Annotated in this window: 16 protein-coding genes, 1 tRNA gene and 3 rRNA genes; 7 read left to right on the top strand and 13 right to left on the bottom strand. The window is 53.3% G+C overall.

What is annotated here, in order from left to right:
* Positions 1 to 14: 14 nt before the first annotated feature.
* The 5 genes from rseC to rseD are packed head-to-tail and all read right to left on the bottom strand — an operon-like array spanning position 15 to position 2,853.
* The gene (rseC, locus tag ACG1VR_RS04955) at positions 15 to 497 is read right to left on the bottom strand and encodes a SoxR-reducing system protein RseC (RefSeq protein WP_016537819.1); all 483 of its coding nucleotides are present in this window, start codon (positions 495 to 497) and stop codon (positions 15 to 17) included.
* The gene (gene rseB, locus ACG1VR_RS04950) at positions 494 to 1,459 is read right to left on the bottom strand and encodes a sigma-E factor regulatory protein RseB (protein WP_172569165.1); all 966 of its coding nucleotides are present in this window, start codon (positions 1,457 to 1,459) and stop codon (positions 494 to 496) included. The genes rseC and rseB overlap by 4 nt, the downstream gene beginning before the upstream one ends.
* On the bottom strand, positions 1,459 to 2,112 hold the full coding sequence (gene rseA, locus ACG1VR_RS04945; protein WP_016537821.1) for an anti-sigma-E factor RseA: 654 nt from the start codon (positions 2,110 to 2,112) through the stop codon (positions 1,459 to 1,461). The genes rseB and rseA overlap by 1 nt, the downstream gene beginning before the upstream one ends.
* 31 nt (positions 2,113 to 2,143) lie before the next feature.
* Positions 2,144 to 2,719: an RNA polymerase sigma factor RpoE gene (gene rpoE / locus ACG1VR_RS04940; RefSeq protein ID WP_016537822.1), complete on the bottom strand. Its 576-nt coding sequence runs from the start codon at positions 2,717 to 2,719 to the stop codon at positions 2,144 to 2,146.
* A complete protein-coding gene (rseD, locus tag ACG1VR_RS04935; protein WP_147293951.1) occupies positions 2,716 to 2,853 on the bottom strand; it encodes a rpoE leader peptide RseD in 138 nt (45 codons plus the stop codon). The genes rpoE and rseD overlap by 4 nt, the downstream gene beginning before the upstream one ends.
* Positions 2,854 to 3,152: 299 nt before the next feature.
* Between rseD and nadB the strand changes: the two genes are divergently transcribed.
* Entirely contained in the window at positions 3,153 to 4,769 is a 1,617-nt protein-coding gene (gene nadB / locus ACG1VR_RS04930) for an L-aspartate oxidase (protein WP_395490359.1), read from the top strand.
* On the opposite strand, the gene ACG1VR_RS04925 is transcribed toward nadB, so the two are convergent.
* The gene (locus tag ACG1VR_RS04925; RefSeq protein WP_172569163.1) at positions 4,754 to 5,491 is read right to left on the bottom strand and encodes a tRNA1(Val) (adenine(37)-N6)-methyltransferase; all 738 of its coding nucleotides are present in this window, start codon (positions 5,489 to 5,491) and stop codon (positions 4,754 to 4,756) included. The two genes, nadB and ACG1VR_RS04925, sit on opposite strands and share 16 nt — an antisense overlap.
* Before the next feature lie 121 nt (positions 5,492 to 5,612).
* Between ACG1VR_RS04925 and srmB the strand changes: the two genes are divergently transcribed.
* A complete protein-coding gene (gene srmB, locus ACG1VR_RS04920; RefSeq protein WP_395490358.1) occupies positions 5,613 to 6,938 on the top strand; it encodes an ATP-dependent RNA helicase SrmB in 1,326 nt (441 codons plus the stop codon).
* 142 nt (positions 6,939 to 7,080) lie between these two features.
* Here srmB and grcA read toward each other — a convergent pair whose 3' ends face one another.
* Complete coding sequence (gene grcA / locus ACG1VR_RS04915; protein WP_016537828.1) at positions 7,081 to 7,464, bottom strand: autonomous glycyl radical cofactor GrcA; 384 nt, start codon at positions 7,462 to 7,464, stop codon at positions 7,081 to 7,083.
* Positions 7,465 to 7,782: 318 nt separating this feature from the next.
* Between grcA and ung the strand changes: the two genes are divergently transcribed.
* The gene (gene ung / locus ACG1VR_RS04910; RefSeq protein WP_216374966.1) at positions 7,783 to 8,472 is read left to right on the top strand and encodes a uracil-DNA glycosylase; all 690 of its coding nucleotides are present in this window, start codon (positions 7,783 to 7,785) and stop codon (positions 8,470 to 8,472) included.
* 56 nt (positions 8,473 to 8,528) lie between these two features.
* On the opposite strand, the gene ACG1VR_RS04905 is transcribed toward ung, so the two are convergent.
* A complete protein-coding gene (locus ACG1VR_RS04905) occupies positions 8,529 to 9,602 on the bottom strand; it encodes a tRNA/rRNA methyltransferase (protein WP_039898668.1) in 1,074 nt (357 codons plus the stop codon).
* A 211-nt stretch (positions 9,603 to 9,813) separates the two neighbouring features.
* On the opposite strand from ACG1VR_RS04905, the gene trxC reads away from it, so the two are divergent.
* The 4 genes from trxC to pssA all read left to right on the top strand — a co-directional run bounded on the left by trxC (position 9,814) and on the right by pssA (position 15,171).
* Complete coding sequence (gene trxC / locus ACG1VR_RS04900) at positions 9,814 to 10,233, top strand: thioredoxin TrxC (RefSeq protein WP_172569159.1); 420 nt, start codon at positions 9,814 to 9,816, stop codon at positions 10,231 to 10,233.
* A gap of 73 nt (positions 10,234 to 10,306) precedes the next feature.
* Positions 10,307 to 11,008: a tRNA-uridine aminocarboxypropyltransferase gene (locus ACG1VR_RS04895; protein ID WP_395490357.1), complete on the top strand. Its 702-nt coding sequence runs from the start codon at positions 10,307 to 10,309 to the stop codon at positions 11,006 to 11,008.
* Positions 11,009 to 11,040: 32 nt separating this feature from the next.
* The gene (gene pat, locus ACG1VR_RS04890) at positions 11,041 to 13,701 is read left to right on the top strand and encodes a protein lysine acetyltransferase (RefSeq protein WP_395490356.1); all 2,661 of its coding nucleotides are present in this window, start codon (positions 11,041 to 11,043) and stop codon (positions 13,699 to 13,701) included.
* Between the two features lie 114 nt (positions 13,702 to 13,815).
* Positions 13,816 to 15,171, top strand: a complete 1,356-nt coding sequence (gene pssA, locus ACG1VR_RS04885) for a CDP-diacylglycerol--serine O-phosphatidyltransferase (protein ID WP_016537836.1) — start codon at positions 13,816 to 13,818, stop codon at positions 15,169 to 15,171.
* Positions 15,172 to 15,216: 45 nt separating this feature from the next.
* Here the strand turns inward: pssA and ACG1VR_RS04880 are convergent, their stop codons facing one another.
* The 5 genes from ACG1VR_RS04880 to ACG1VR_RS04860 all read right to left on the bottom strand — a co-directional run bounded on the left by ACG1VR_RS04880 (position 15,217) and on the right by ACG1VR_RS04860 (position 21,949).
* Entirely contained in the window at positions 15,217 to 16,515 is a 1,299-nt protein-coding gene (locus ACG1VR_RS04880) for an MFS transporter (RefSeq protein ID WP_395490355.1), read from the bottom strand.
* Between the two features lie 417 nt (positions 16,516 to 16,932).
* Positions 16,933 to 17,048, bottom strand: a 5S ribosomal RNA gene (gene rrf, locus ACG1VR_RS04875).
* 95 nt (positions 17,049 to 17,143) lie between these two features.
* Positions 17,144 to 20,051 (bottom strand): 23S ribosomal RNA (locus tag ACG1VR_RS04870).
* A gap of 206 nt (positions 20,052 to 20,257) precedes the next feature.
* A tRNA-Glu gene (locus ACG1VR_RS04865) sits at positions 20,258 to 20,333 on the bottom strand.
* A 74-nt stretch (positions 20,334 to 20,407) separates the two neighbouring features.
* Positions 20,408 to 21,949, bottom strand: a 16S ribosomal RNA gene (locus tag ACG1VR_RS04860).
* Together the 16S, 23S and 5S rRNA genes with 1 tRNA gene alongside form the textbook arrangement of a ribosomal RNA operon.
* Between the last annotated feature and the right edge of the window lie 297 nt (positions 21,950 to 22,246).

Here is a 22,246-nt window from a genome sequence, read left to right as displayed (position 1 = left end):
CAACCAGAGGGAAATTACGGGTTTTCAGCCGGGGGAGTTGAGGTGTCGACGCGTAATGCATCCGGGCCAAGCGCAACGCTCAGGATAACCGGCTGCCAGCTTTCACGGCTGCTGAAGCGCTGTGAAACGCCTCGCGCAATCAGGAAGCCGCCCACGCCGCCCAGCAGCGCCCCGGCCATAGCAGCGAGGTTGGTGCTAAACAGCGTCTGGAACAACGCGGAACAGAGGAATAACCCGACCAGAGGCGACATATAAACCAGCAGAGCGGAACCCAACAGGCTGCCTTCGGCAATGCCCAGTTCAACTTTCTGCCCCGCCACCAGCGGCTGTTCGCTTGGCACCGACAGCAAATGGCTGGTTTGCGGCCCGAGCTTATTCAGTACCCGGGTGCCGCAGCCCGAACGCGAAGCGCAGCTGCTGCAAGAAGCCTTGACGTCGCAGTGCAATAAAGCCTCGCCGTTTTCCCAGGAGACAACGGTCGCCCACTCTTTAATCATGGCGTCGCCCCGTTGAATTTAATGCTGTCGGTAATACGTTTGGCCGTTTGCGGAGGTAACTCACCCACAACGGTAATTTCCGTTTTATCCCGAATTTCAGTATTCACGGTGCGGCGGCCGGTGCGTACCATCTGATCGCCATTTGTGCTGGCAGCCGGCGCCTGGCTGACGTTCACCGAGAAGCTGAACAAACCGTCAGAATAGAGGCGAGACTCAATCGGCACGCCAACGGTCGGCAGCGGCCTGCGGCTGCTGGAAACTTCACTGAACCCCTGCGGCAGCCAGGACGGCGCCCATGAGAAGTTAGCTTTCTCCGCGCCCGGCACAGATAGCAGCGGCGGCAGAGTAGCCTTCGCAAGGTTCTGCATCAGGCTGCTGGCCTGGTTCTCTACGGAGAACGAAACCACCCGGAATTGTTCCAGCGTTTCGCCATCGCGATCCAACAGATCGACGCGCAGCGGCAGCTTGGTTTCAGTATCGATCCAGACAATATAGTTATAACGCGTTCCGTCTCGCGCAACGACGCGAATTACCTCGCACAGGCGATCGGCAATACGCGTGCGCCCGACGGAGATAAAGTCGTAATACGGCGTTAAGCGCTTGAAGTCGGTATAGACGATGGACGGAAGGGAGTCGACGATGTAGTCCCCGGTGAGCGTGAACGGCTCAAGCCCGGGTTCAAAATAGCTTATCTCGTTGCCGCGCTGAACCACTTCCCTGCGCGGGCCATCCATTTGCAGGAACTGGGCAAGCGGGCGGTTATCAAGACGCGCGTGGCGGTAACTAAGAGACTCAATCCCTTGTTTACTGATATTGATAAACGCCAGCTCATAGTTGAGTGACTGACTTGCCTGGTTCATCTGCTGCAACAACGCCCCGGACGAAACAGTGTCCGCCGAGGCGCTGGAGGTGAACAACAGGCTGCCTGCCACTAAAGACAGGGCACACCAAAGTTGCTTCATTACTGCGATTGCGTTCCTAAAGTTTGGTTTCCTGGCACTTGCACAGCGGCCTGCTGAGTTTGCGCCTGTTCAAACTGGAGCTGCTCGGAGTGTAAACGACGCTGCAATTCATAATCCTGCAGCATAGCGTTAATACGACGACGCTGTTCCTGTACCTGCTGACTGCTGCTGCCGTTGCTGGCAGTTGCATCAGACGGTACGCCCAGGCTTACCGGGCTGGCTTTGCCCATCATCGGCAGCGTGTTAAATACCGGAGTTTCCGGCTGAGCAGCACCATCAGACTGGCCGTTATAGTGCTGTACGCCGACGATAACCGCAAGCGATACGCATGCGGCAACGCCCATCTGGGTTAGCTGGCTCGCCCACGGACGCACCTTGTGCCAGAACGGCATTTTCTGCCATTGCTGCGGCTGCGGCTGTGATTCGGCAATCAGCGGCGCGACTTTGCGCACTGGTTCATCGGCGATAGCCGCCATCACTTTGGCAGAAATATCGAAATGAAGAATGTCACTGGTATCTCCGCGCATCGTGTCGCGGATGAGATGGTAGCTCTCCCAGCTCTGCTGTAGCGTCTGGTCTTGCGACAAACGGTTAAGCAGCTCGCTATCGAGAGATTCGCCATCCATTAAAGCGGAAAGTTGTTCTTTCTGCATGCCTAAATACCCTTCCAGTAATCCGCTATCGTCAACGCCTGATTAGCGGTTGAACTTTATTATCGATAGCTTCCCGAGCACGGAAGATACGTGAACGCACTGTACCTACCGGGCAGTCCATAATGGCGGCTATCTCTTCATAGCTCAAACCATCCAGCTCCCGCAACGTAATTGCCATGCGTAAATCTTCCGGGAGCGACTCAATAGTACGGAAAACTATCTGTCTCAGCTCTTCAGACAACATTAAGTTCTCAGGGTTCGAAATTTCTTTCAGCGCGCTGCCACTTTCGTAGTTTTCCGCATCAATTGCGTCTACATCGCTGGAAGGTGGACGGCGCCCCTGAGCAACCAGATAATTTTTTGCCGTGTTGACCGCGATGCGGTACAGCCACGTATAAAACGCGCTATCGCCGCGGAATGAGTCCAGCGCGCGATAAGCCTTAATGAATGATTCCTGTACCACATCCGGGACATCCCCTGACGGTACATATCGGGAAACCAGGCTCGCAACTTTATGCTGGTAGCGAACCACCAGTAGGTTGAAAGATTTCTGATCTCCCTTCTGGACCCGTTCGACGAGGACCTGATCCGTTAACTGCTCGCTCATCCGAGGTAATGTCTCCCCAAACCTAATATCCACGCGTAATCGAAATGCCACTCGAACCCTGCATTTTTGAGCAAGCTTAGAGTTGGAGCGCCCGAGGTGAGCAAAGTTCCGTTACGCCTTTGTTTTTCTGTCATGTTTCGCGGATTGAATCTTTTCATTATAAGTTCCGCTACGCAAAACGGTAACGCCGATTCTTCCGAATCACCGCTTAAAAAGTTAGCGAGCAGAGTATCGCATGAATCGAGGCTTTTCATCATTTAATCTGCTGTTTATCCCCTGTAAACGAGATTTTTTTACATATTTTGACCGACTTCTCCCCGCAAGATCTCCGGGTGCCACTGTTTAGTGCGCCCAACAATTTCATAAAAAAAGAGTGTTCTGACGCGCACCTGGTGCTATTGTCGGCCCACCATTGTTTAGTAAATTAAACATCATGAATATAAATAGCGATCTGGTCTGTGATGTTCTTATCGTCGGTAGCGGCGCTGCCGGCCTCTCTCTGGCCCTCAGGCTTGCCCACAACAGCAAGGTCATTGTGCTGAGTAAGGGGCCGATTAACGAAGGGTCAACCTTTTATGCCCAGGGCGGCATTGCGGCGGTGTTCGACGAAACCGACAGCATTGGCTCCCATATCGACGACACGCTTGTTGCCGGGGCGGGGATCTGTGACCGCGATGCGGTAGAGTTCGTCGCCAGCAACGCCAAACACTGCGTACAGTGGCTGATAGACCAGGGCGTGATGTTCGACACACAGACGCTTGCCAACGGCGAGGAGAGCTACCATTTAACCCGTGAAGGCGGCCATAGCCACCGCCGTATCCTTCACGCGGCCGACGCCACCGGCAAAGAAGTCGAAACCACATTAGTTGGCAAAGCGCTCAGCCATCCGAATATTCAGGTTATTGAACGCAGTAATGCCGTGGATTTAATCATCTCCGATAAAATCGGGCTGCCGGGAACCCGTCGCGTGGTGGGAGCCTGGGTCTGGAACCGCAATCGCGAAAAAGTAGAAACCTGCCGGGCTAAAGCCGTGGTATTGGCAACGGGTGGTGCTTCGAAGGTTTATCAATATACGACCAACCCGGACATTTCATCCGGCGATGGAATTGCAATGGCCTGGCGCGCAGGCTGCCGGGTAGCAAACCTTGAATTCAACCAATTCCACCCGACGGCGTTGTATCACCCGCAGGCGCGAAACTTCCTGCTTACCGAGGCGCTGCGCGGCGAAGGCGCTTACCTGAAGCGCCCGGATGGCTCCCGCTTTATGCCGGACTTTGATGAACGGGCGGAGCTTGCACCGCGGGATATTGTCGCTCGCGCAATCGATCATGAAATGAAGCGTCTCGGCGCAGACTGCATGTATCTTGATATCAGCCATAAGCCGGACACTTTTGTGCGCCAGCACTTCCCGACTATTTATGAAAAACTGCTCGGGTTAGGCATTGATTTGACTAAAGAAGCCGTTCCCATCGTACCGGCCGCGCATTACACCTGCGGCGGCGTAATGGTTGATGAGCACGGGCGAACTGACGTTGACGGGCTTTATGCGATAGGAGAAGTAACTTATACCGGCCTGCATGGCGCAAACCGTATGGCTTCTAACTCTCTGCTTGAATGCCTGGTTTACGGCTGGTCTGCCGCAGAGGATATTCTTAAACGCCTGCCCTACGCCCGCGAGAGCAAAAATCTGCCGGACTGGGATGACAGCCGCGTCGACAATCCCGACGAGCAGGTCGTTATCCAGCATAACTGGCACGAGCTGCGGCTTTTTATGTGGGACTACGTGGGGATTGTTCGCACAACCCGGAGGCTGGAACGCGCGCTGCGCCGCATTACCATGCTTCAGCAGGAAATTGACGAGTATTACGCCAACTTCCGCGTTTCCAACAATCTGCTTGAGCTGAGGAACCTGGTGCAGGTGGCCGAGCTTATTGTGCGCTGTGCGATGCAGCGCAAAGAGAGCCGCGGCCTGCATTACACGCTCGACTACCCGGAGCAGCTAAGCGATTCAGGCCCAAGCGTACTGTCGCCGCTCTACATAAACAGGTAGAAATCCTGGGTCAGGCCGCAATAGCCTTCGGAATAGGTTTGGTCTGGCCCACGAATCACCAGGCGTTCGCTAAAGTATTCCCCGCCAGTTGGGGAGAGCGCCAGCATCACGCGATGCGGCAAGCGGGTTTCGTTATCCGCAACATCCGTGCGATAGCGAACGTGCCAGCCCTCGGATTTAGCCAGTTCGCTGAAAGCCGTACCGGCCGCTTCCGGCATAATCACGCAGAAAAAACCGTCTTCGGTTATAAGCTGCTCCGCGCTGCTCAACAACGCACGGTGATCCAGCGTAGTGGTGTAGCGTGCCTGAGCACGTTCCGGCGAAGCACAGTTGCTGCCCTGCTCAAAGAACGGCGGGTTGCTGACAATCAGGGAGTAACGCTGAGTTGCCTGCTGCGCCCAGTCGCGAATATCCGCACAGTGGACCTTAATACGCGAAGCCCAGCGGCAGGCAGCCGCGTTTTCCGCAGCCTGTTCAGCGGCAATCGGATCAAGCTCTACGGCTTCAATAGTGACGTCTTCCGGCGTACGCTGAGCCAACATCAGCGCCAACAGGCCGCTGCCGGTGCCGATATCCAGCACGCTTTTTACCCTGGCAACCGGCACCCATGCGCCGAGTAGCGTTCCATCCGTTCCCACCTTCATGGCACAGCGATCGTGCGCGACAAAAAACTGTTTGAAAGTGAATCCGTCCCGACGTAATACCGCTTTTTGATCCGACATCTTATCTACCTTGCAAAGAAACCGCCGTAGCATAAGTGAAACGAGCAACGACGGAAAGACACAAACAGATGAAGATCGCGGTCATAACGTCTATAATCGGCGTCCCAAATAGAGGTAGACCATGACTGTAAGCACTTTTTCCGAACTCGAACTTGATGAAAGCCTTTTGGACGCGCTCCAGGAGAAGGGCTTTACTCGCCCGACAGCAATCCAGGCTGCGGCCATTCCTCCTGCACTTGAAGGGCGCGATGTGCTGGGTTCAGCACCAACGGGTACCGGTAAAACCGCAGCTTACCTGCTGCCTGCTTTACAGCATCTGGTCGACTTCCCGCGTAAGAAATCTGGCCCGCCGCGCATCCTGATAGTGACGCCGACCCGTGAGCTGGCTATGCAGGTAGCGGATCACGCCCGCGAGCTGGCAAAACATACCCATCTGGATATCGCGACCATTACCGGCGGCGTGGCTTATATGAACCATGCCGAGGTCTTCAGCGAGAACCAGGACATCGTGGTTGCGACAACCGGCCGCCTGCTGCAATACATTAAGGAAGAAAACTTCGACTGCCGTGCGGTTGAAACGCTGATCCTTGATGAAGCAGACCGCATGCTGGACATGGGCTTCGCGCAGGATATTGAAACCATTGCCGCAGAAACCCGCTGGCGTAAGCAGACGATGCTGTTCTCCGCAACGCTTGAAGGCGATGCTATCAAGAACTTCGCTGAGCGCCTGCTGGAAGATCCGGTTGAAGTTTCGGCTACCCCGTCCACGCGTGAGCGCAAGAAAATTCATCAGTGGTATTATCGCGCTGATGATATCGAGCATAAAACCAAATTGCTGGTTAACCTGCTGAACCAGCCGGATACCACCCGCTCTATCGTCTTCGTGCGTAAACGTGAGCGTGTGCATGAGCTGGTTGCGTGGCTGCGCGAAGCAGGTATCAATACCTGCTATCTGGAAGGCGAGATGGTGCAGGCTAAGCGTAACGAAGCTATCAAGCGTTTAACCGATGGCCGCGTTAACGTGCTGGTTGCTACCGATATTGCTGCCCGAGGGATTGATATTCCTGATGTCAGCCATGTGTTCAACTTTGACCTGCCGCGCACCGCTGATATCTACCTGCACCGCATCGGTCGTACCGGGCGTGCGGGTATGAAAGGCACCGCAATTTCTCTGGTTGAGGCTCACGATCATCTGCTGCTGGGTAAAATTACCCGCTACATGAAAGAACCGATGAAGTCTCGCGTGATTGATGAACTTCGCCCAACGACTCGCGCACCTAGCGAGAAGCTTACCGGCAAGCCTTCCAAGAAAGTGCTGGCCAAGCGCGAAGAGAAGAAAAAAGAGAAAGACAAAGAGAAGCCGCGTGTGAAAGTTCGTCACCGCGATCAGAAAAACATCGGTAAACGCCGCAAGCCAAGCGCGACGAAAGATGATACTGCTGAATAATCACTCTGCATAACAAAAAAGCCGCCCTTCTGAGGCGGCTTTTTTGTGGCAATTCATCTGATTATGGGCGCTTTGAAGCACTTCTTTGCTGAAAGCGTAAAAAAGCCGGCTCGCTGGCCGGCTTTTTATCACGTAACAGAAATTACAGGCTTTCGGTGAAAGTACGGGTAATAACGTCGCGCTGCTGCTCCGGAGTCAGGGAGTTAAAGCGAACCGCATAACCTGAAACGCGGATGGTCAGCTGCGGATATTTTTCCGGATGCTTAACGGCATCTTCCAGCGTTTCGCGACGCAAAACGTTAACGTTCAGGTGCTGACCGCCTTCCACGCGAACTTCCGGTTTTACTTCCATTGGAATTTCACGGTATTCGAACTGACCCAGTTTGCTCACCGCAACTACTTCATCTTCAGCAAAACCGGCTTTTGCACAGACGCAGCGCGCCTCGCCTTTTTCGTTGTCGAGCAGCCAGAAAGAGTTCAGAAGTTCATCATTTGCCGCTTTTGTAATCTGGATACCAGTAATCATTTTATTTCTCCCTCAGGGTAATGTGCTGATTCTTTGGGCCAGCAATCTGGCTCATTGGTAAAACCTTTGTTGCTTTGTTGTTCTTATATCAGTCTGCCTGGCCTCATTCTTTGACTTAAATCAATTAAATCCACACACTAAAAAAGGCTATCAGAGGATTTATTTGTTTTACATCAACTTAGCGACATGCGGTAATATTAAAAAGTTTGTAAATTTTCAACTTTATTTTGCATCGTAGCCCATTGATGCCACGCAATATTTTGCTCATGAAGCAGAAGCAGTTAAGCTATCGGACAAACACATTCGCGGGAGAGCGAGATGACAACCCAACTCACCTGGCACGACGTGCTGGCTGAAGAGAAGCAGCAGCCCTACTTTATCAATACGCTTAATGCTGTTGCGGCAGAGCGGGCGGCGGGCGTAACTGTTTATCCTGTGCAGAAAGACGTATTTAACGCTTTTCGTTTTACCGAGCTGGGTGACGTTAAAGTGGTGATTTTGGGCCAGGATCCTTATCACGGCCCGGGGCAGGCACACGGGCTTTCTTTCTCGGTGCTCCCGGGTATTACGCCGCCACCCTCGCTGGTCAATATGTATAAGGAACTCGCCGCTTCCGTTCCCGGCTTTACTCGCCCGACGCACGGTTACCTGGAAAGCTGGGCGCGCCAGGGCGTGCTCCTGCTCAACACGGTGCTGACCGTAGAGGCCGGAAAGGCGCATTCCCACGCTAACTTCGGCTGGGAAACCTTTACCGATAAGGTGATTGCATTAATTAATCAGCACCGTGAAGGCGTGGTATTCCTGCTGTGGGGCGCACATGCCCAGCGTAAAGGCAGTATTATCGATCGCCAGCGGCATCATGTTTTAACAGCGCCTCACCCGTCACCGCTTTCGGCACATCGCGGTTTCCTCGGCTGCGGGCATTTTGTGAAGGCTAACGAGTATCTTGCCGGGCGCGGAGAGCAACCAATCGACTGGATGCCACAGCTGCCGGCTGAAAATAGCTGAATTCAATGCAAAAAAAAGCCAGCTATTACGCTGGCTTTTTTATCACAGGGAAGTGGTTACGCCTTGTTCTGACGCCACCATTCACCCAGCAGTACGCCGGTTGCTACCGAAACGTTGAGGCTTTCAACATTCCCCGTACCTTCAATTGCCACGCTCATATCCGCGTTTTCAAAAGTGGTATCGGAAACACCGTCGCGCTCCTGACCAAGCACCAGCACCATTTTCTTAGGCAACTCGGCTTTGTACAGCGGAGTTCCCTGGTGGCTGGAGGTGGTTACGATGGTATAGCCCGCTTTACGGAAGGCTTCCAGACCGTCACCAAACGTTTCGCCACTAATGGCAACTACGTGCTCAGCGCCGCCTTCTGCGGTACGAACCGCAGCGCCAGACTCCAGTAAAGAAGCATCCTGAATCAGCAGCCCCTTCACGCCGAAGTGCGCACAGCTACGCATGATGCCGCCGAGATTATGCGGGTTACCCACATCTTCCAGCGCCAGCACACAATCTTCTTCACCGGCTTTATTCAGCCAGCTCTGAACGCTGATGCCGCTGCGTTTTTTAATAATGAAGCAAACGCCGCCGTGATGTTCTGTTCCGGAAGCTTTTGCAAGTTCCGCATCATCCACTACGTGGTAGGCCTTGCGGTTCGCAGCCATCCAGCGCAGCGCCTCTTTGAAGCGCGGCGTTACGCTCTGGATAAACCAGGCGCGCACGATACACTCAGGGCGACTCTGGAACAGAGCCTTACACGCATTTTCACCATAGACGCGGGTTTCTTCGGCGCGCTGGCGACGAATCACTTCCGGATCGATGACATTTTTAGTGCCGGTACCGTCATTGTCGAACGTTGACGGAGCTTCTTCTCTTGGCGGACGGGAAACCGTACGCCACGGGGAAGACGCTTCACCGCGATCGCCTCTGTCGTTACGTTCATTACGATCGCGCCCGCCGCGAGGTTTATCATCGTGACGAGCCGGACGGCGACCGCCGCCTTCACCACGCGACGCACCAGCAGGACGCCCACCACCTTTCCCGGTACGCGGGTTTTGGGTGCGTTTTTCGCTTTCGTCGTCACCGCGGACATACATCACTTTGACCTTGCCGCTTTTACCTTTAAATTCGTCGTTCATTGTTCCTCCACCTGGCTGAGCGCGAAGCGCGCAGATTACCTGATGTGGCATGGGTTAGCCATTAACTTTGCTTAAAAGCTAATAACTATTGTACTCATTGAATAAATCGCTTTGTTGAGCCACACATCTTCACCGATAATATGTAACATACTTGAAACATCCTCGGCGCCTGACGCCGATTTTCGACAACCCATTCTCTCTGAGGTGAGTTATGAATACCGTTTGTGCCGACTGCCAGGCCATCAACCGCATTCCTGACGACCGTATTGATGACGGCGCAAAATGCGGCCGCTGCGGTCACGAACTGTTTGATGGCGAAGTGATTAACGCCACCAGCGCCACGCTGGATAAATTGCTGAAAGACGACTTGCCGGTAGTTATCGATTTCTGGGCGCCATGGTGCGGCCCGTGCGTTAACTTTGCCCCGATTTTTGAAGATGTCGCCGAAGAACGCAGCGGCAAAGTTCGCTTTGTTAAGGTGAACACCGAAGCTGAACAAGAGCTTAGCGCACGCTTCCGCATTCGCAGCATTCCAACCATTATGATTTTCAAGAAGGGTCAGGTTGTCGATATGCTGAATGGCGCAATGCCAAAAGCACCGTTTGATAGCTGGCTGGACGAAAATCTCTAAAGCTGAGGGGCATCTTCTTTATGCCCCTTTACGCTATCTACGTTAGAATGGCGTTTTTAACCAAGTCTGCTTAATGATCGAAAACGCCGTTCTTCGCCTCCGTGCCGCTCGTCTCGCCCGCGCTACCCGCCCTTTTCTCGCTCGTGGGAACCGTATTCGCCGCTGCCAGCGCTGCCTTTTGCCGCTAAAACAGTGCCTGTGTGAAACACTTCAGGCGCAAAGCGCACGCAGCCGTTTTTGTCTGGTGATGTTCGACACCGAACCGATGAAACCCAGCAATACAGGGCGTTTAATTGCCGATATCTTACCGGATACCGAAGCTTTCCAGTGGTCGCGTACCGAGCCACCTCAGGCGCTTTTGGATCTGGTTGCCAACCCAGACTACCAGCCAATGGTGGTTTTCCCGGCCTCTTACGCAGATCCCGGGAGAGAAGTGCTCTCGGTTCCTCCCATGCACGGTAAACCGCCGCTGTTTATTATGCTGGACGGCACCTGGACCGAAGCGCGAAAAATGTTTCGCAAAAGCCCGTATCTCGACTCGCTGCCGGTCATCTCCGTGGATTTAAGTATTACCTCTGCCTACCGATTGCGTGAAGCGCATGCCGACGGCCAGTATTGCACCGCCGAAGTTGCGGCCGCCTTGCTGGAACTGGCCGGAGATAGCCTGGCCTCTAAAGGGTTAACGGACCATTTCACGCTGTTCCGCGAACGCTATCTGGCGGGGAAACCTCATCATCAATCCAGCATCACAGCAGAAACCACGGAAAACGTTTAGACTCTCCTCAACATCACTCAGGGGAGAGAGTCGTGAGCCAACGAGGACTGGAAGCGCTGCTGCGTCCGAAATCCATTGCCGTTATCGGCGCATCGGCAAAAACCGATCGCGCCGGCTATTTAATGATGCGCAACCTGCTTGCCGGAGGCTTCAATGGCCCGGTTATGCCGGTCACTCCGACTCATAAAGCCGTGTGCGGCGTGCTGGCCTGGCCAGATATCGCAAGCCTGCCGTTTGCCCCGGATCTCGCGGTTATCTGTACCCACTCCCGTCGTAATCTGGAACTGCTTGAAGCCCTGGGTAATAAAGGCTGCAAAGCCTGCATTATTCTTTCGGCTCCTCCTGAGCAGTTGTCCGATCTGTTAGCCTGCGCAGCTCGCTTTCAAATACGACTGCTTGGCCCAAATAGCCTCGGGCTGCTTGCTCCGTGGCAGGGGCTAAATGCCAGCTTCTCTCCGGTCCCCATTCAGAAAGGCAAACTGGCTTTTATCTCTCAGTCAGCCGCCGTTTCAAATACCATCCTTGACTGGGCGCAGCAGCGCGAGATGGGCTTCTCCTGGTTTATCGCCCTCGGCGACAGCCTCGATATTGACGTAGATGAGTTGCTCGATTACCTGGCGCGGGATAATAAAACCAGCGCCATCCTGCTATACCTTGAACACCTCAGCGATGCTCGCCGTTTCGTCTCCGCCGCGCGAAGCGCTTCGCGTAATAAGCCCATTCTGGTGATTAAAAGCGGGCGTAGCGCTAAAGCCCAGACGCTGTTAAAGACTCATCCCGGACTCGACGCTGCCTGGGACGCGGCCATTCAACGAGCTGGCCTGCTGCGGGTTCAGGATACTCACGAACTGTTCTCCGCCGTTGAAACGTTGAGCCACATGCGCCCGCTGCGCGGAGAACGTTTAATGATAGTCAGCAACGGCGCGGCTCCGGCAGCGCTCGCGTTGGACGAGTTATGGCTACGTAATGGCAAGCTCGCCGTTTTAAGCGAGGAAGCCACACAATCGCTGGCGGCGGCTTTACCTCCCGGAGTAGAGCCGGGTAACCCCATTGACTTACGCGATGATGCCACGCCAGGCCGCTATTTATTGGCGGTAGAGAAACTGCTGGATAGCCATGATTTGGATGCGCTAATGGTGATTCATTCTCCCAGCGCAGCCGCTCCGGGCACGGCCAGCGCTCTGGCCTTAATAGATTTATTACAACGCCATCCGCGCGGTAAATACCTGACGATTATCACCAACTGGTGCGGCGAATTTTCCTCCCAGGAAGCAAGGCGTTTGTTTAGCGATGCTGGCATTCCGACCTACCGCACGCCGGAGGGAGCGGTAACCGCCTTTATGCATATGGTGGAGTATCGCCGCAATCAGAAACAGCTGCGGGAAACCCCGGCCCTGCCCGCTAACCTGACGGCCGACACCGGCGAGGCCCATCATCTTATCCGCCAGGCGCTACAGCAGGGCGTGACGACTCTGGATACCCATGAAGTCCGTCCGATACTTCATGCCTATGGGCTTACAACGCTGCCAACCTGGATTGCCAGCGACAGCGCCGAGGCAGTGCATATCGCCGAGCAGCTTGGCTACCCTGTGGCTTTAAAGCTCCGCTCTCCTGATATTCCGCATAAATCAGAAGTTCAGGGGGTGATGCTTTATCTGCGCACCGCCAGCGAAGTGCAGCAGGCGGCAGACGCGATTATCGATCGAGTGAAGTTAGCCTGGCCGCAGGCGCGTATTCACGGGCTGCTGGTACAAAGCATGGCAAACCGCGCTGGTGCTCAGGAGCTGCGGGTCGTAGTCGAGCACGATCCGGTGTTTGGCCCGCTGATTATGCTGGGAGAAGGCGGTGTCGAATGGCGCCCGGAAAGGCAGGCTGCCGTCGCACTTCCACCTTTAAATATGAATCTGGCACGCTATTTGGTCATTCAGGCCATTAAGAGCGGCAAGATCCGCAGCCGTAGCGCGCTACGTCCGCTGGATGTGGCAGGGATAAGCCAGGTGCTGGTGCAGGTTTCCAACCTGATAATCGATTGCCCGGAAATCGAGCGTCTTGATATTCACCCGCTGCTGGCCTCGGGCAATGAGTTCACTCTGCTGGACGTGACGCTCCAGCTGGCTGAGTTTACCGGCGATGCGGACGCCAGGCTCGCCGTGCGCCCCTACCCCCATCAGCTTGAAGAAGTTGTGCAATTAAAAAATGGCGATCGCTGCCTGTTCCGACCGATCCTGCCGGAAGACGAACCCCAGTTGCAGCGTTTTATTGCCCAGGTAACCAAAGAAGATCTCTATTACCGCTACTTCAGCGAGATCAACGAATTTACCCACGAAGATTTAGCCAACATGACGCAGATCGACTACGATCGGGAAATGGCGTTTGTGGCCGTGCGGCGAGTCAACGGCTGCGATGAGATCCTGGGCGTAACCAGAGCGATTTCAGATGCGGATAATGTTGATGCCGAGTTCGCGGTACTGGTACGTTCTGACTTAAAAGGGCTTGGGCTGGGGCGTCGGCTGCTGGCCAAACTTATCGATTATACCCGACAGCACGGCCTTCTGAGGCTGAATGGCATTACCATGCCAAACAATCAGGGGATGATAACCCTGGCCCGGAAACTGGGTTTCAGCGTTGATATTCAGCTTGAAGACGGTATCGTAAGCCTGACGCTGAAGCTAAACGAAAGCGCAGATTCGTGAGTAAGGTACTGGAAAACATACTCACTTTGCCGGGCAGTAGTGGTATTATCAGCAGGTTCTGACGTCTGGATTTTGCAGAAGGCCATCCAATGAATAGAGAAGATAAGCACTGTGATGTTGTCTAAATTTAAACGTAATAAACATCAACAACACCTTGCCCAGTTACCCAAGCTTTCTCAATCAGTTGATGATGTAGAGACCCTGTTCTCCCCGGCAGATTTTCGTGAAACTCTGCTGAATAAAATCGCCTGCGCGAAGCAGCGTATTTGCATCATTGCGCTGTACCTCGAGCAGGATGATGGCGGTAACGGTATTCTGTCTGCCCTTTATCAGGCCAAACAGCTACGCCCGGAACTGGAAGTTTCCGTACTGGTTGACTGGCACCGTGCCCAGCGCGGACGTATTGGTGTTGCCGCAACCAACACCAATGCGGACTGGTATCATCGCATGAGCGAACAGTTCCCCGACGTAAAAATCCCGGTATACGGCGTTCCGGTCAATACCCGCGAAGCGTTGGGCGTGTTGCACTTTAAAGGTTTCATCATCGATGACTCCGTTATCTACAGCGGCGCCAGCCTCAATGATGTTTATCTGCATCAACACGACAAGTACCGCTACGACCGTTATCAGGTAGTCCGCAACCAGCAGCTGGCCGATATTATGTACGGCTGGGTGAATCAGAATCTGGTTCATGGCCGTGCAGTCCATCGTCTCGATGTCACTGACAGGCCCAAAAGTCCTGAGATCAAAAACGATATTCGCCTGTTCCGTCAGGAGTTGCGTGATGCCAGCTTCGTCTTCCAGGGCGATGCGGATAACGACCAGCTTTCGGTCACGCCGCTGGTTGGCCTGGGGAAATCCAGCCTGCTGAATAAAACCATCTTCCACCTGATGCCGTGTGCGGAGCGCAAACTCACCATCTGCACGCCTTATTTCAACCTTCCCGCAGTGCTGGTGCGCAATATTATTCAGTTGCTGAGGAACGGAAAGCAGGTTGAAATTATCGTCGGGGATAAGACGGCGAACGACTTCTATATTCCGGAAGATCAGCCATTTAAAATAATCGGTGCATTACCGTATCTCTACGAAATTAACCTACGCCGTTTCCTGAGCCGCCTGCAGTATTACGTGAATACCGGGCAGCTGATTGTGCGTCTGTGGAAAGATGACGACAACAGCTATCACCTTAAAGGCATGTGGGTGGATGACGAGTGGATGCTGCTAACCGGGAACAACCTGAACCCAAGAGCGTGGCGCCTGGATCTAGAAAATGCCCTGCTGATCCACGATCCTAAAAGAGAACTTGAGGCGTTGCGAACCAAAGAATTGGATCTGATTCGCACCCACACCACGGTAGTTCAGCATTATCGTGATTTACAAAGCATTGCCGAGTATCCGGTGAAAGTTCGCAAACTCATTCGTAGATTGCGTCGAATCCGTATCGACAGGCTTATCAGCCGTATTCTCTGACTAGATTAGCCCTGCATTGCAGGGCTTTTTATTGCCAGCAGCGGGTTAAAGCTTAATCCCTTTTCCTTTCTGATGAAGCATCAGCGATACAAGAAATGCCACCGCCCCCATACCGGATACATACCAGAAGAAGGCCGTTTCGCTGCCCATAGATTTCAGCGAAAGGGCAACATATTCTGCGGAGCCGCCAAATATTGCGTTAGCGACCGCATAAGAAAGCCCCACGCCAAGGGCACGCACTTCCGGTGGGAACATCTCGGCCTTAAGAATGCCGCTGATTGAAGTATAAAAACTAACAATCACCATCGCCGCCATTACCAGAGCAAAAGCCGCCCACGGAGAATTAACATTTTGTAGAGCCGTCAGAATGGGGACAGTGAGTATTGCGGCCAGCCCGCCAAAACACAGCATAGAGGTTCGACGACCAATTCTGTCAGACAGCGCGCCGAAGAACGGCTGGATAACCATAAAGACGAACAGAGCAAAGGTCATCAGGGCACTGGCCGTATTGGCATGCATCCCGGCGGTATTCACCAGATATTTCTGCATATAGGTGGTAAAGGTATAGAAAGCCAGCGAGCCGCCGGCGGTAAAACCAAGCACCATGATGAAGGCTTTACGATTTTTCCACAGCCCGGATAACGTCCCGGCATCTTTATGTGCCCGAGTCGCTTTATCCGACGTTTCATCGAGCGAGCGCCGCAAATAGAGTGCAACAATGGCCAATACGGCACCGATGGCAAACGGAATACGCCATCCCCAGCTACGAAGATCTTCATCGCTCAATGCCTGCTGCAAAACCACCACAACCAGAAGAGCGGCCAGCTGCCCGCCAATCAGCGTGACATACTGGAACGAGGCGTAAAAACCTTTGCGCCCTTCGACGGCAACCTCACTCATATAAGTCGCGCTAGTGCCATATTCCCCCCCAACGGAAAGGCCCTGAAATAAACGAGCCAGAAGCAGTAACGCCGGAGCCCAGGTGCCAATCGTCGCGTAACCGGGCAGGCAAGCAATGACCAGTGAGCCAAAACACATCATGCAGACGGAAATGAGCATCGAGTTTTTACGGCCATGCTTATCGGCAATATACCCGAACAGCCAACCGCCAATAGGCCGCATCAGGAAGCCAGCGGCAAAAACACCGGCAGTCTGTAAAAGCTGGGTTGTGGTATTCCCGGCCGGAAAAAAGATGTGAGCAAAGTAGAGCGAGCAGAATGAGTAAACATAGAAATCAAACCACTCAACCAGGTTCCCGGATGATGCGCCGACAATAGCCCAGACCCGCCGGCGAGTATCCGCAGCCGTCAGCGCAACATTTGCTTCATTTGTTGTTTCGATCATTTTATTTTCTTCTCCTGTCTTCCTTAATGGGCGTAACCACCCCGGATACAGTAAAGCAGGAGAAACAAAATTCGTGAGGCGAAGTTTTCTGTTGCTGGGTTGTTACAGTGATTTTTGTGAGCAGGCTAAGCTTTTATAGCTGTAGATGAGATAGAGGCAATCTCTTTGGTGATATTTCCAGGTCACAGAAAGCAAAAAACCCCGGCCTTTCGGTCGGGGTTATTGCTAATTTGATGCCTGGCAGTTCCCACACTACTCGTATCATCCTGATACTCGCCCCTTCGGGGCCGCCGCTCGCGGCGTTCAAACGTGTTCCCGACACGTTTGTCGCATGGCCATGCTCGTGTAGTAAATTTCCAGGGTTCTGATAAAAACAAAAAGGCCACCCGTAAGGGTGGCCTTGATGCTTTATTTGATGCCTGGCAGTTCCCTACTCTCGCATGGGGAGACCCCACACTACCATCGGCGCTACGGCGTTTCACTTCTGAGTTCGGCATGGGGTCAGGTGGGACCACCGCGCTACGGCCGCCAGGCAAATTCTGTTTACTGACCGTCACTTCGTGACCATCAGTCTAATCCTGAACTTCGCTGAAAATCGATTTGTCTCGCAAAACACCTTTGGTGTTGTAAGGTTAAGCCTCACGGGTCATTAGTACTGGTTAGCTCAACGTATCGCTACGCTTACACACCCAGCCTATCAACGTCGTAGTCTTCAACGTCCCTTCAGGGGAATCAAGTTCCCAGGGAGAATTCATCTCGGGGCAAGTTTCGCGCTTAGATGCTTTCAGCGCTTATCTCTTCCGCATTTAGCTACCGGGCAATGCCATTGGCATGACAACCCGAACACCAGTGATGCGTCCACTCCGGTCCTCTCGTACTAGGAGCAGCCCCCCTCAATTCTCCAGCGCCCACGGCAGATAGGGACCGAACTGTCTCACGACGTTCTAAACCCAGCTCGCGTACCACTTTAAATGGCGAACAGCCATACCCTTGGGACCTACTTCAGCCCCAGGATGTGATGAGCCGACATCGAGGTGCCAAACACCGCCGTCGATATGAACTCTTGGGCGGTATCAGCCTGTTATCCCCGGAGTACCTTTTATCCGTTGAGCGATGGCCCTTCCATTCAGAACCACCGGATCACTAAGACCTGCTTTCGCACCTGCTCGAGCCGTCACTCTCGCAGTCAAGCTAGCTTATGCCTTTGCACTAACCTCACGATGTCCGACCGTGATTAGCTAACCTTCGTGCTCCTCCGTTACGCTTTAGGAGGAGACCGCCCCAGTCAAACTACCCACCAGACACTGTCCGCAACCCGGATCACGGGTCTACGTTAGAACATCAAACATTAAAGGGTGGTATTTCAAGGTTGGCTCCACGCAGACTGGCGTCCACGCTTCAAAGCCTCCCACCTATCCTACACATCAAGGCTCAATGTTCAGTGTCAAGCTATAGTAAAGGTTCACGGGGTCTTTCCGTCTTGCCGCGGGTACACTGCATCTTCACAGCGATTTCAATTTCACTGAGTCTCGGGTGGAGACAGCCTGGCCATCATTACGCCATTCGTGCAGGTCGGAACTTACCCGACAAGGAATTTCGCTACCTTAGGACCGTTATAGTTACGGCCGCCGTTTACCGGGGCTTCGATCAAGAGCTTCTCCTTGCGGATAACCCCATCAATTAACCTTCCGGCACCGGGCAGGCGTCACACCGTATACGTCCACTTTCGTGTTTGCACAGTGCTGTGTTTTTAATAAACAGTTGCAGCCAGCTGGTATCTTCGACTGCCTTCAGCTCCACCCGCAAGGGGTTTCACCTACCGACAGCGTGCCTTCTCCCGAAGTTACGGCACCATTTTGCCTAGTTCCTTCACCCGAGTTCTCTCAAGCGCCTTGGTATTCTCTACCTGACCACCTGTGTCGGTTTGGGGTACGATTTAATGTTACCTGATGCTTAGAGGCTTTTCCTGGAAGCAGGGCATTTGTTACTTCAGCACCGTAGTGCCTCGTCATCACACCTCAGCGTTAACAAGAGTCCGGATTTACCTAAACTCTCCGCCTACATGCTTAAACCGGGACAACCGTCGCCCGGCTAACATAGCCTTCTCCGTCCCCCCTTCGCAGTAACACCAAGTACAGGAATATTAACCTGTTTCCCATCGACTACGCCTTTCGGCCTCGCCTTAGGGGTCGACTCACCCTGCCCCGATTAACGTTGGACAGGAACCCTTGGTCTTCCGGCGAGCGGGCTTTTCACCCGCTTTATCGTTACTTATGTCAGCATTCGCACTTCTGATACCTCCAGCAGACCTCACAGTCCACCTTCGACGGCTTACAGAACGCTCCCCTACCCAACAACACCTAAGTGTCGCTGCCGCAGCTTCGGTGCATGGTTTAGCCCCGTTACATCTTCCGCGCAGGCCGACTCGACCAGTGAGCTATTACGCTTTCTTTAAATGATGGCTGCTTCTAAGCCAACATCCTGGCTGTCTGTGCCTTCCCACATCGTTTCCCACTTAACCATGACTTTGGGACCTTAGCTGGCGGTCTGGGTTGTTTCCCTCTTCACGACGGACGTTAGCACCCGCCGTGTGTCTCCCGTGATAACATTCTTCGGTATTCGTAGTTTGCATCGGGTTGGTAAGCCGGGATGGCCCCCTAGCCGAAACAGTGCTCTACCCCCGAAGATGAGTTCACGAGGCGCTACCTAAATAGCTTTCGGGGAGAACCAGCTATCTCCCGGTTTGATTGGCCTTTCACCCCCAGCCACAAGTCATCCGCTAATTTTTCAACATTAGTCGGTTCGGTCCTCCAGTTAGTGTTACCCAACCTTCAACCTGCCCATGGCTAGATCACCGGGTTTCGGGTCTATACCCTGCAACTTAACGCCCAGTTAAGACTCGGTTTCCCTGCGGCTCCCCTATACGGTTAACCTTGCTACAGAATATAAGTCGCTGACCCATTATACAAAAGGTACGCAGTCACCCCATAAATGAGGCTCCCACTGCTTGTACGTACACGGTTTCAGGTTCTGTTTCACTCCCCTCGCCGGGGTTCTTTTCGCCTTTCCCTCACGGTACTGGTTCACTATCGGTCAGTCAGGAGTATTTAGCCTTGGAGGATGGTCCCCCCATATTCAGACAGGATACCACGTGTCCCGCCCTACTCTTCGAACTCACAGTATGTGCATTTTAGTGTACGGGAGTATCACCCTGTACCCTGCGACTTTCCAGACGCTTCCACTAACACACAAACTGATTCAGGTTCTGGGCTGCTCCCCGTTCGCTCGCCGCTACTGGGGGAATCTCGGTTGATTTCTTTTCCTCGGGGTACTTAGATGTTTCAGTTCCCCCGGTTCGCTTCGTTAAGCTATGTATTCACTTAACGATAGTGTGACGAATCACACTGGGTTTCCCCATTCGGAAATCGCCGGCTATAACGGTTCATATCACCTTACCGACGCTTATCGCAGATTAGCACGTCCTTCATCGCCTCTGACTGCCAGGGCATCCACCGTGTACGCTTAGTCGCTTAACCTCACAACCCGAAGATGTTTCGCTTCAGATTATGAAAATTTGAGAGACTCGAACACACCTCTATTCTGTTCTTATTACGGAGAACAGAAACAGTGTGTCGTTTCAATTTTCAGCTTGTTCCGGATTGTTAAAGAGCAATATCTTAAACACGACTCGAAAGTCATCTTTAAGATATTCAGTGATAATGTCTTTCACTCATTATCGGTATGGCGTCCCCAAGGGGATTCGAACCCCTGTTACAGCCGTGAAAGGGCAGTGTCCTGGGCCTCTAGACGATGGGGACTCTGGTACTACTGTTGCTCGTTAATTTCTATCAGACAATCTGTGTGAGCACTACGCGGGTTTGTATCTTTTAGGTAAGGAGGTGATCCAACCGCAGGTTCCCCTACGGTTACCTTGTTACGACTTCACCCCAGTCATGAATCACAAAGTGGTAAGCGCCCTCCCGAAGGTTAAGCTACCTACTTCTTTTGCAACCCACTCCCATGGTGTGACGGGCGGTGTGTACAAGGCCCGGGAACGTATTCACCGTAGCATTCTGATCTACGATTACTAGCGATTCCGACTTCATGGAGTCGAGTTGCAGACTCCAATCCGGACTACGACGCACTTTATGAGGTCCGCTTGCTCTCGCGAGGTCGCTTCTCTTTGTATGCGCCATTGTAGCACGTGTGTAGCCCTACTCGTAAGGGCCATGATGACTTGACGTCATCCCCACCTTCCTCCAGTTTATCACTGGCAGTCTCCTTTGAGTTCCCGGCCGAACCGCTGGCAACAAAGGATAAGGGTTGCGCTCGTTGCGGGACTTAACCCAACATTTCACAACACGAGCTGACGACAGCCATGCAGCACCTGTCTCAGAGTTCCCGAAGGCACCAATCCATCTCTGGAAAGTTCTCTGGATGTCAAGAGTAGGTAAGGTTCTTCGCGTTGCATCGAATTAAACCACATGCTCCACCGCTTGTGCGGGCCCCCGTCAATTCATTTGAGTTTTAACCTTGCGGCCGTACTCCCCAGGCGGTCGACTTAACGCGTTAGCTCCGGAAGCCACGCCTCAAGGGCACAACCTCCAAGTCGACATCGTTTACGGCGTGGACTACCAGGGTATCTAATCCTGTTTGCTCCCCACGCTTTCGCACCTGAGCGTCAGTCTTTGTCCAGGGGGCCGCCTTCGCCACCGGTATTCCTCCAGATCTCTACGCATTTCACCGCTACACCTGGAATTCTACCCCCCTCTACAAGACTCAAGCTTGCCAGTTTCGAATGCAGTTCCCAGGTTGAGCCCGGGGATTTCACATCCGACTTAACAAACCGCCTGCGTGCGCTTTACGCCCAGTAATTCCGATTAACGCTTGCACCCTCCGTATTACCGCGGCTGCTGGCACGGAGTTAGCCGGTGCTTCTTCTGCGAGTAACGTCAATCACTAAGGTTATTAACCTTAATGCCTTCCTCCTCGCTGAAAGTGCTTTACAACCCGAAGGCCTTCTTCACACACGCGGCATGGCTGCATCAGGCTTGCGCCCATTGTGCAATATTCCCCACTGCTGCCTCCCGTAGGAGTCTGGACCGTGTCTCAGTTCCAGTGTGGCTGGTCATCCTCTCAGACCAGCTAGGGATCGTCGCCTAGGTGAGCCATTACCCCACCTACTAGCTAATCCCATCTGGGTTCATCCGATGGCAAGAGGCCCGAAGGTCCCCCTCTTTGGTCTTGCGACGTTATGCGGTATTAGCTACCGTTTCCAGTAGTTATCCCCCTCCATCAGGCAGATCCCCAGACATTACTCACCCGTCCGCCGCTCGTCAGCGGAGTAGCAAGCTACTCCCTGTTACCGCTCGACTTGCATGTGTTAGGCCTGCCGCCAGCGTTCAATCTGAGCCATGATCAAACTCTTCAATTTAAAAGTGTTTGATGCTCAAAGAATTAAAACTGTTTATAAAATCAGTAGTCACTCTTCAAGACTTGATATTTTTTTGCATCCGAAGATGCTTGAGATATCAATCCTGCGAGTGCCCACACAGATTGTCTGATAAATTGTTAAAGAGCAGTGAGTTACGCGCTTTCGCTTGCTAACTCGAGGTGGCGTATATTACGCTTTCCTCTTTCAGAGTCAAGCGTTTATTTTCGCTTTCGTCTGACTGACTACCGGGTTGTTAAGCCGCTTTCGAAGCCGCTTTGCCGTGTCAGTGGAGGCGCA

The sequence above is a fragment of the Cedecea davisae genome (genome assembly GCF_044095835.1).
In the GTDB taxonomy this organism is placed as follows: Bacteria; Pseudomonadota; Gammaproteobacteria; order Enterobacterales; family Enterobacteriaceae; genus Cedecea; species Cedecea davisae.
The sequence above is the reverse complement of the archived record's forward strand: the minus strand, read 5'-3'. Positions and strand labels throughout refer to the sequence as shown.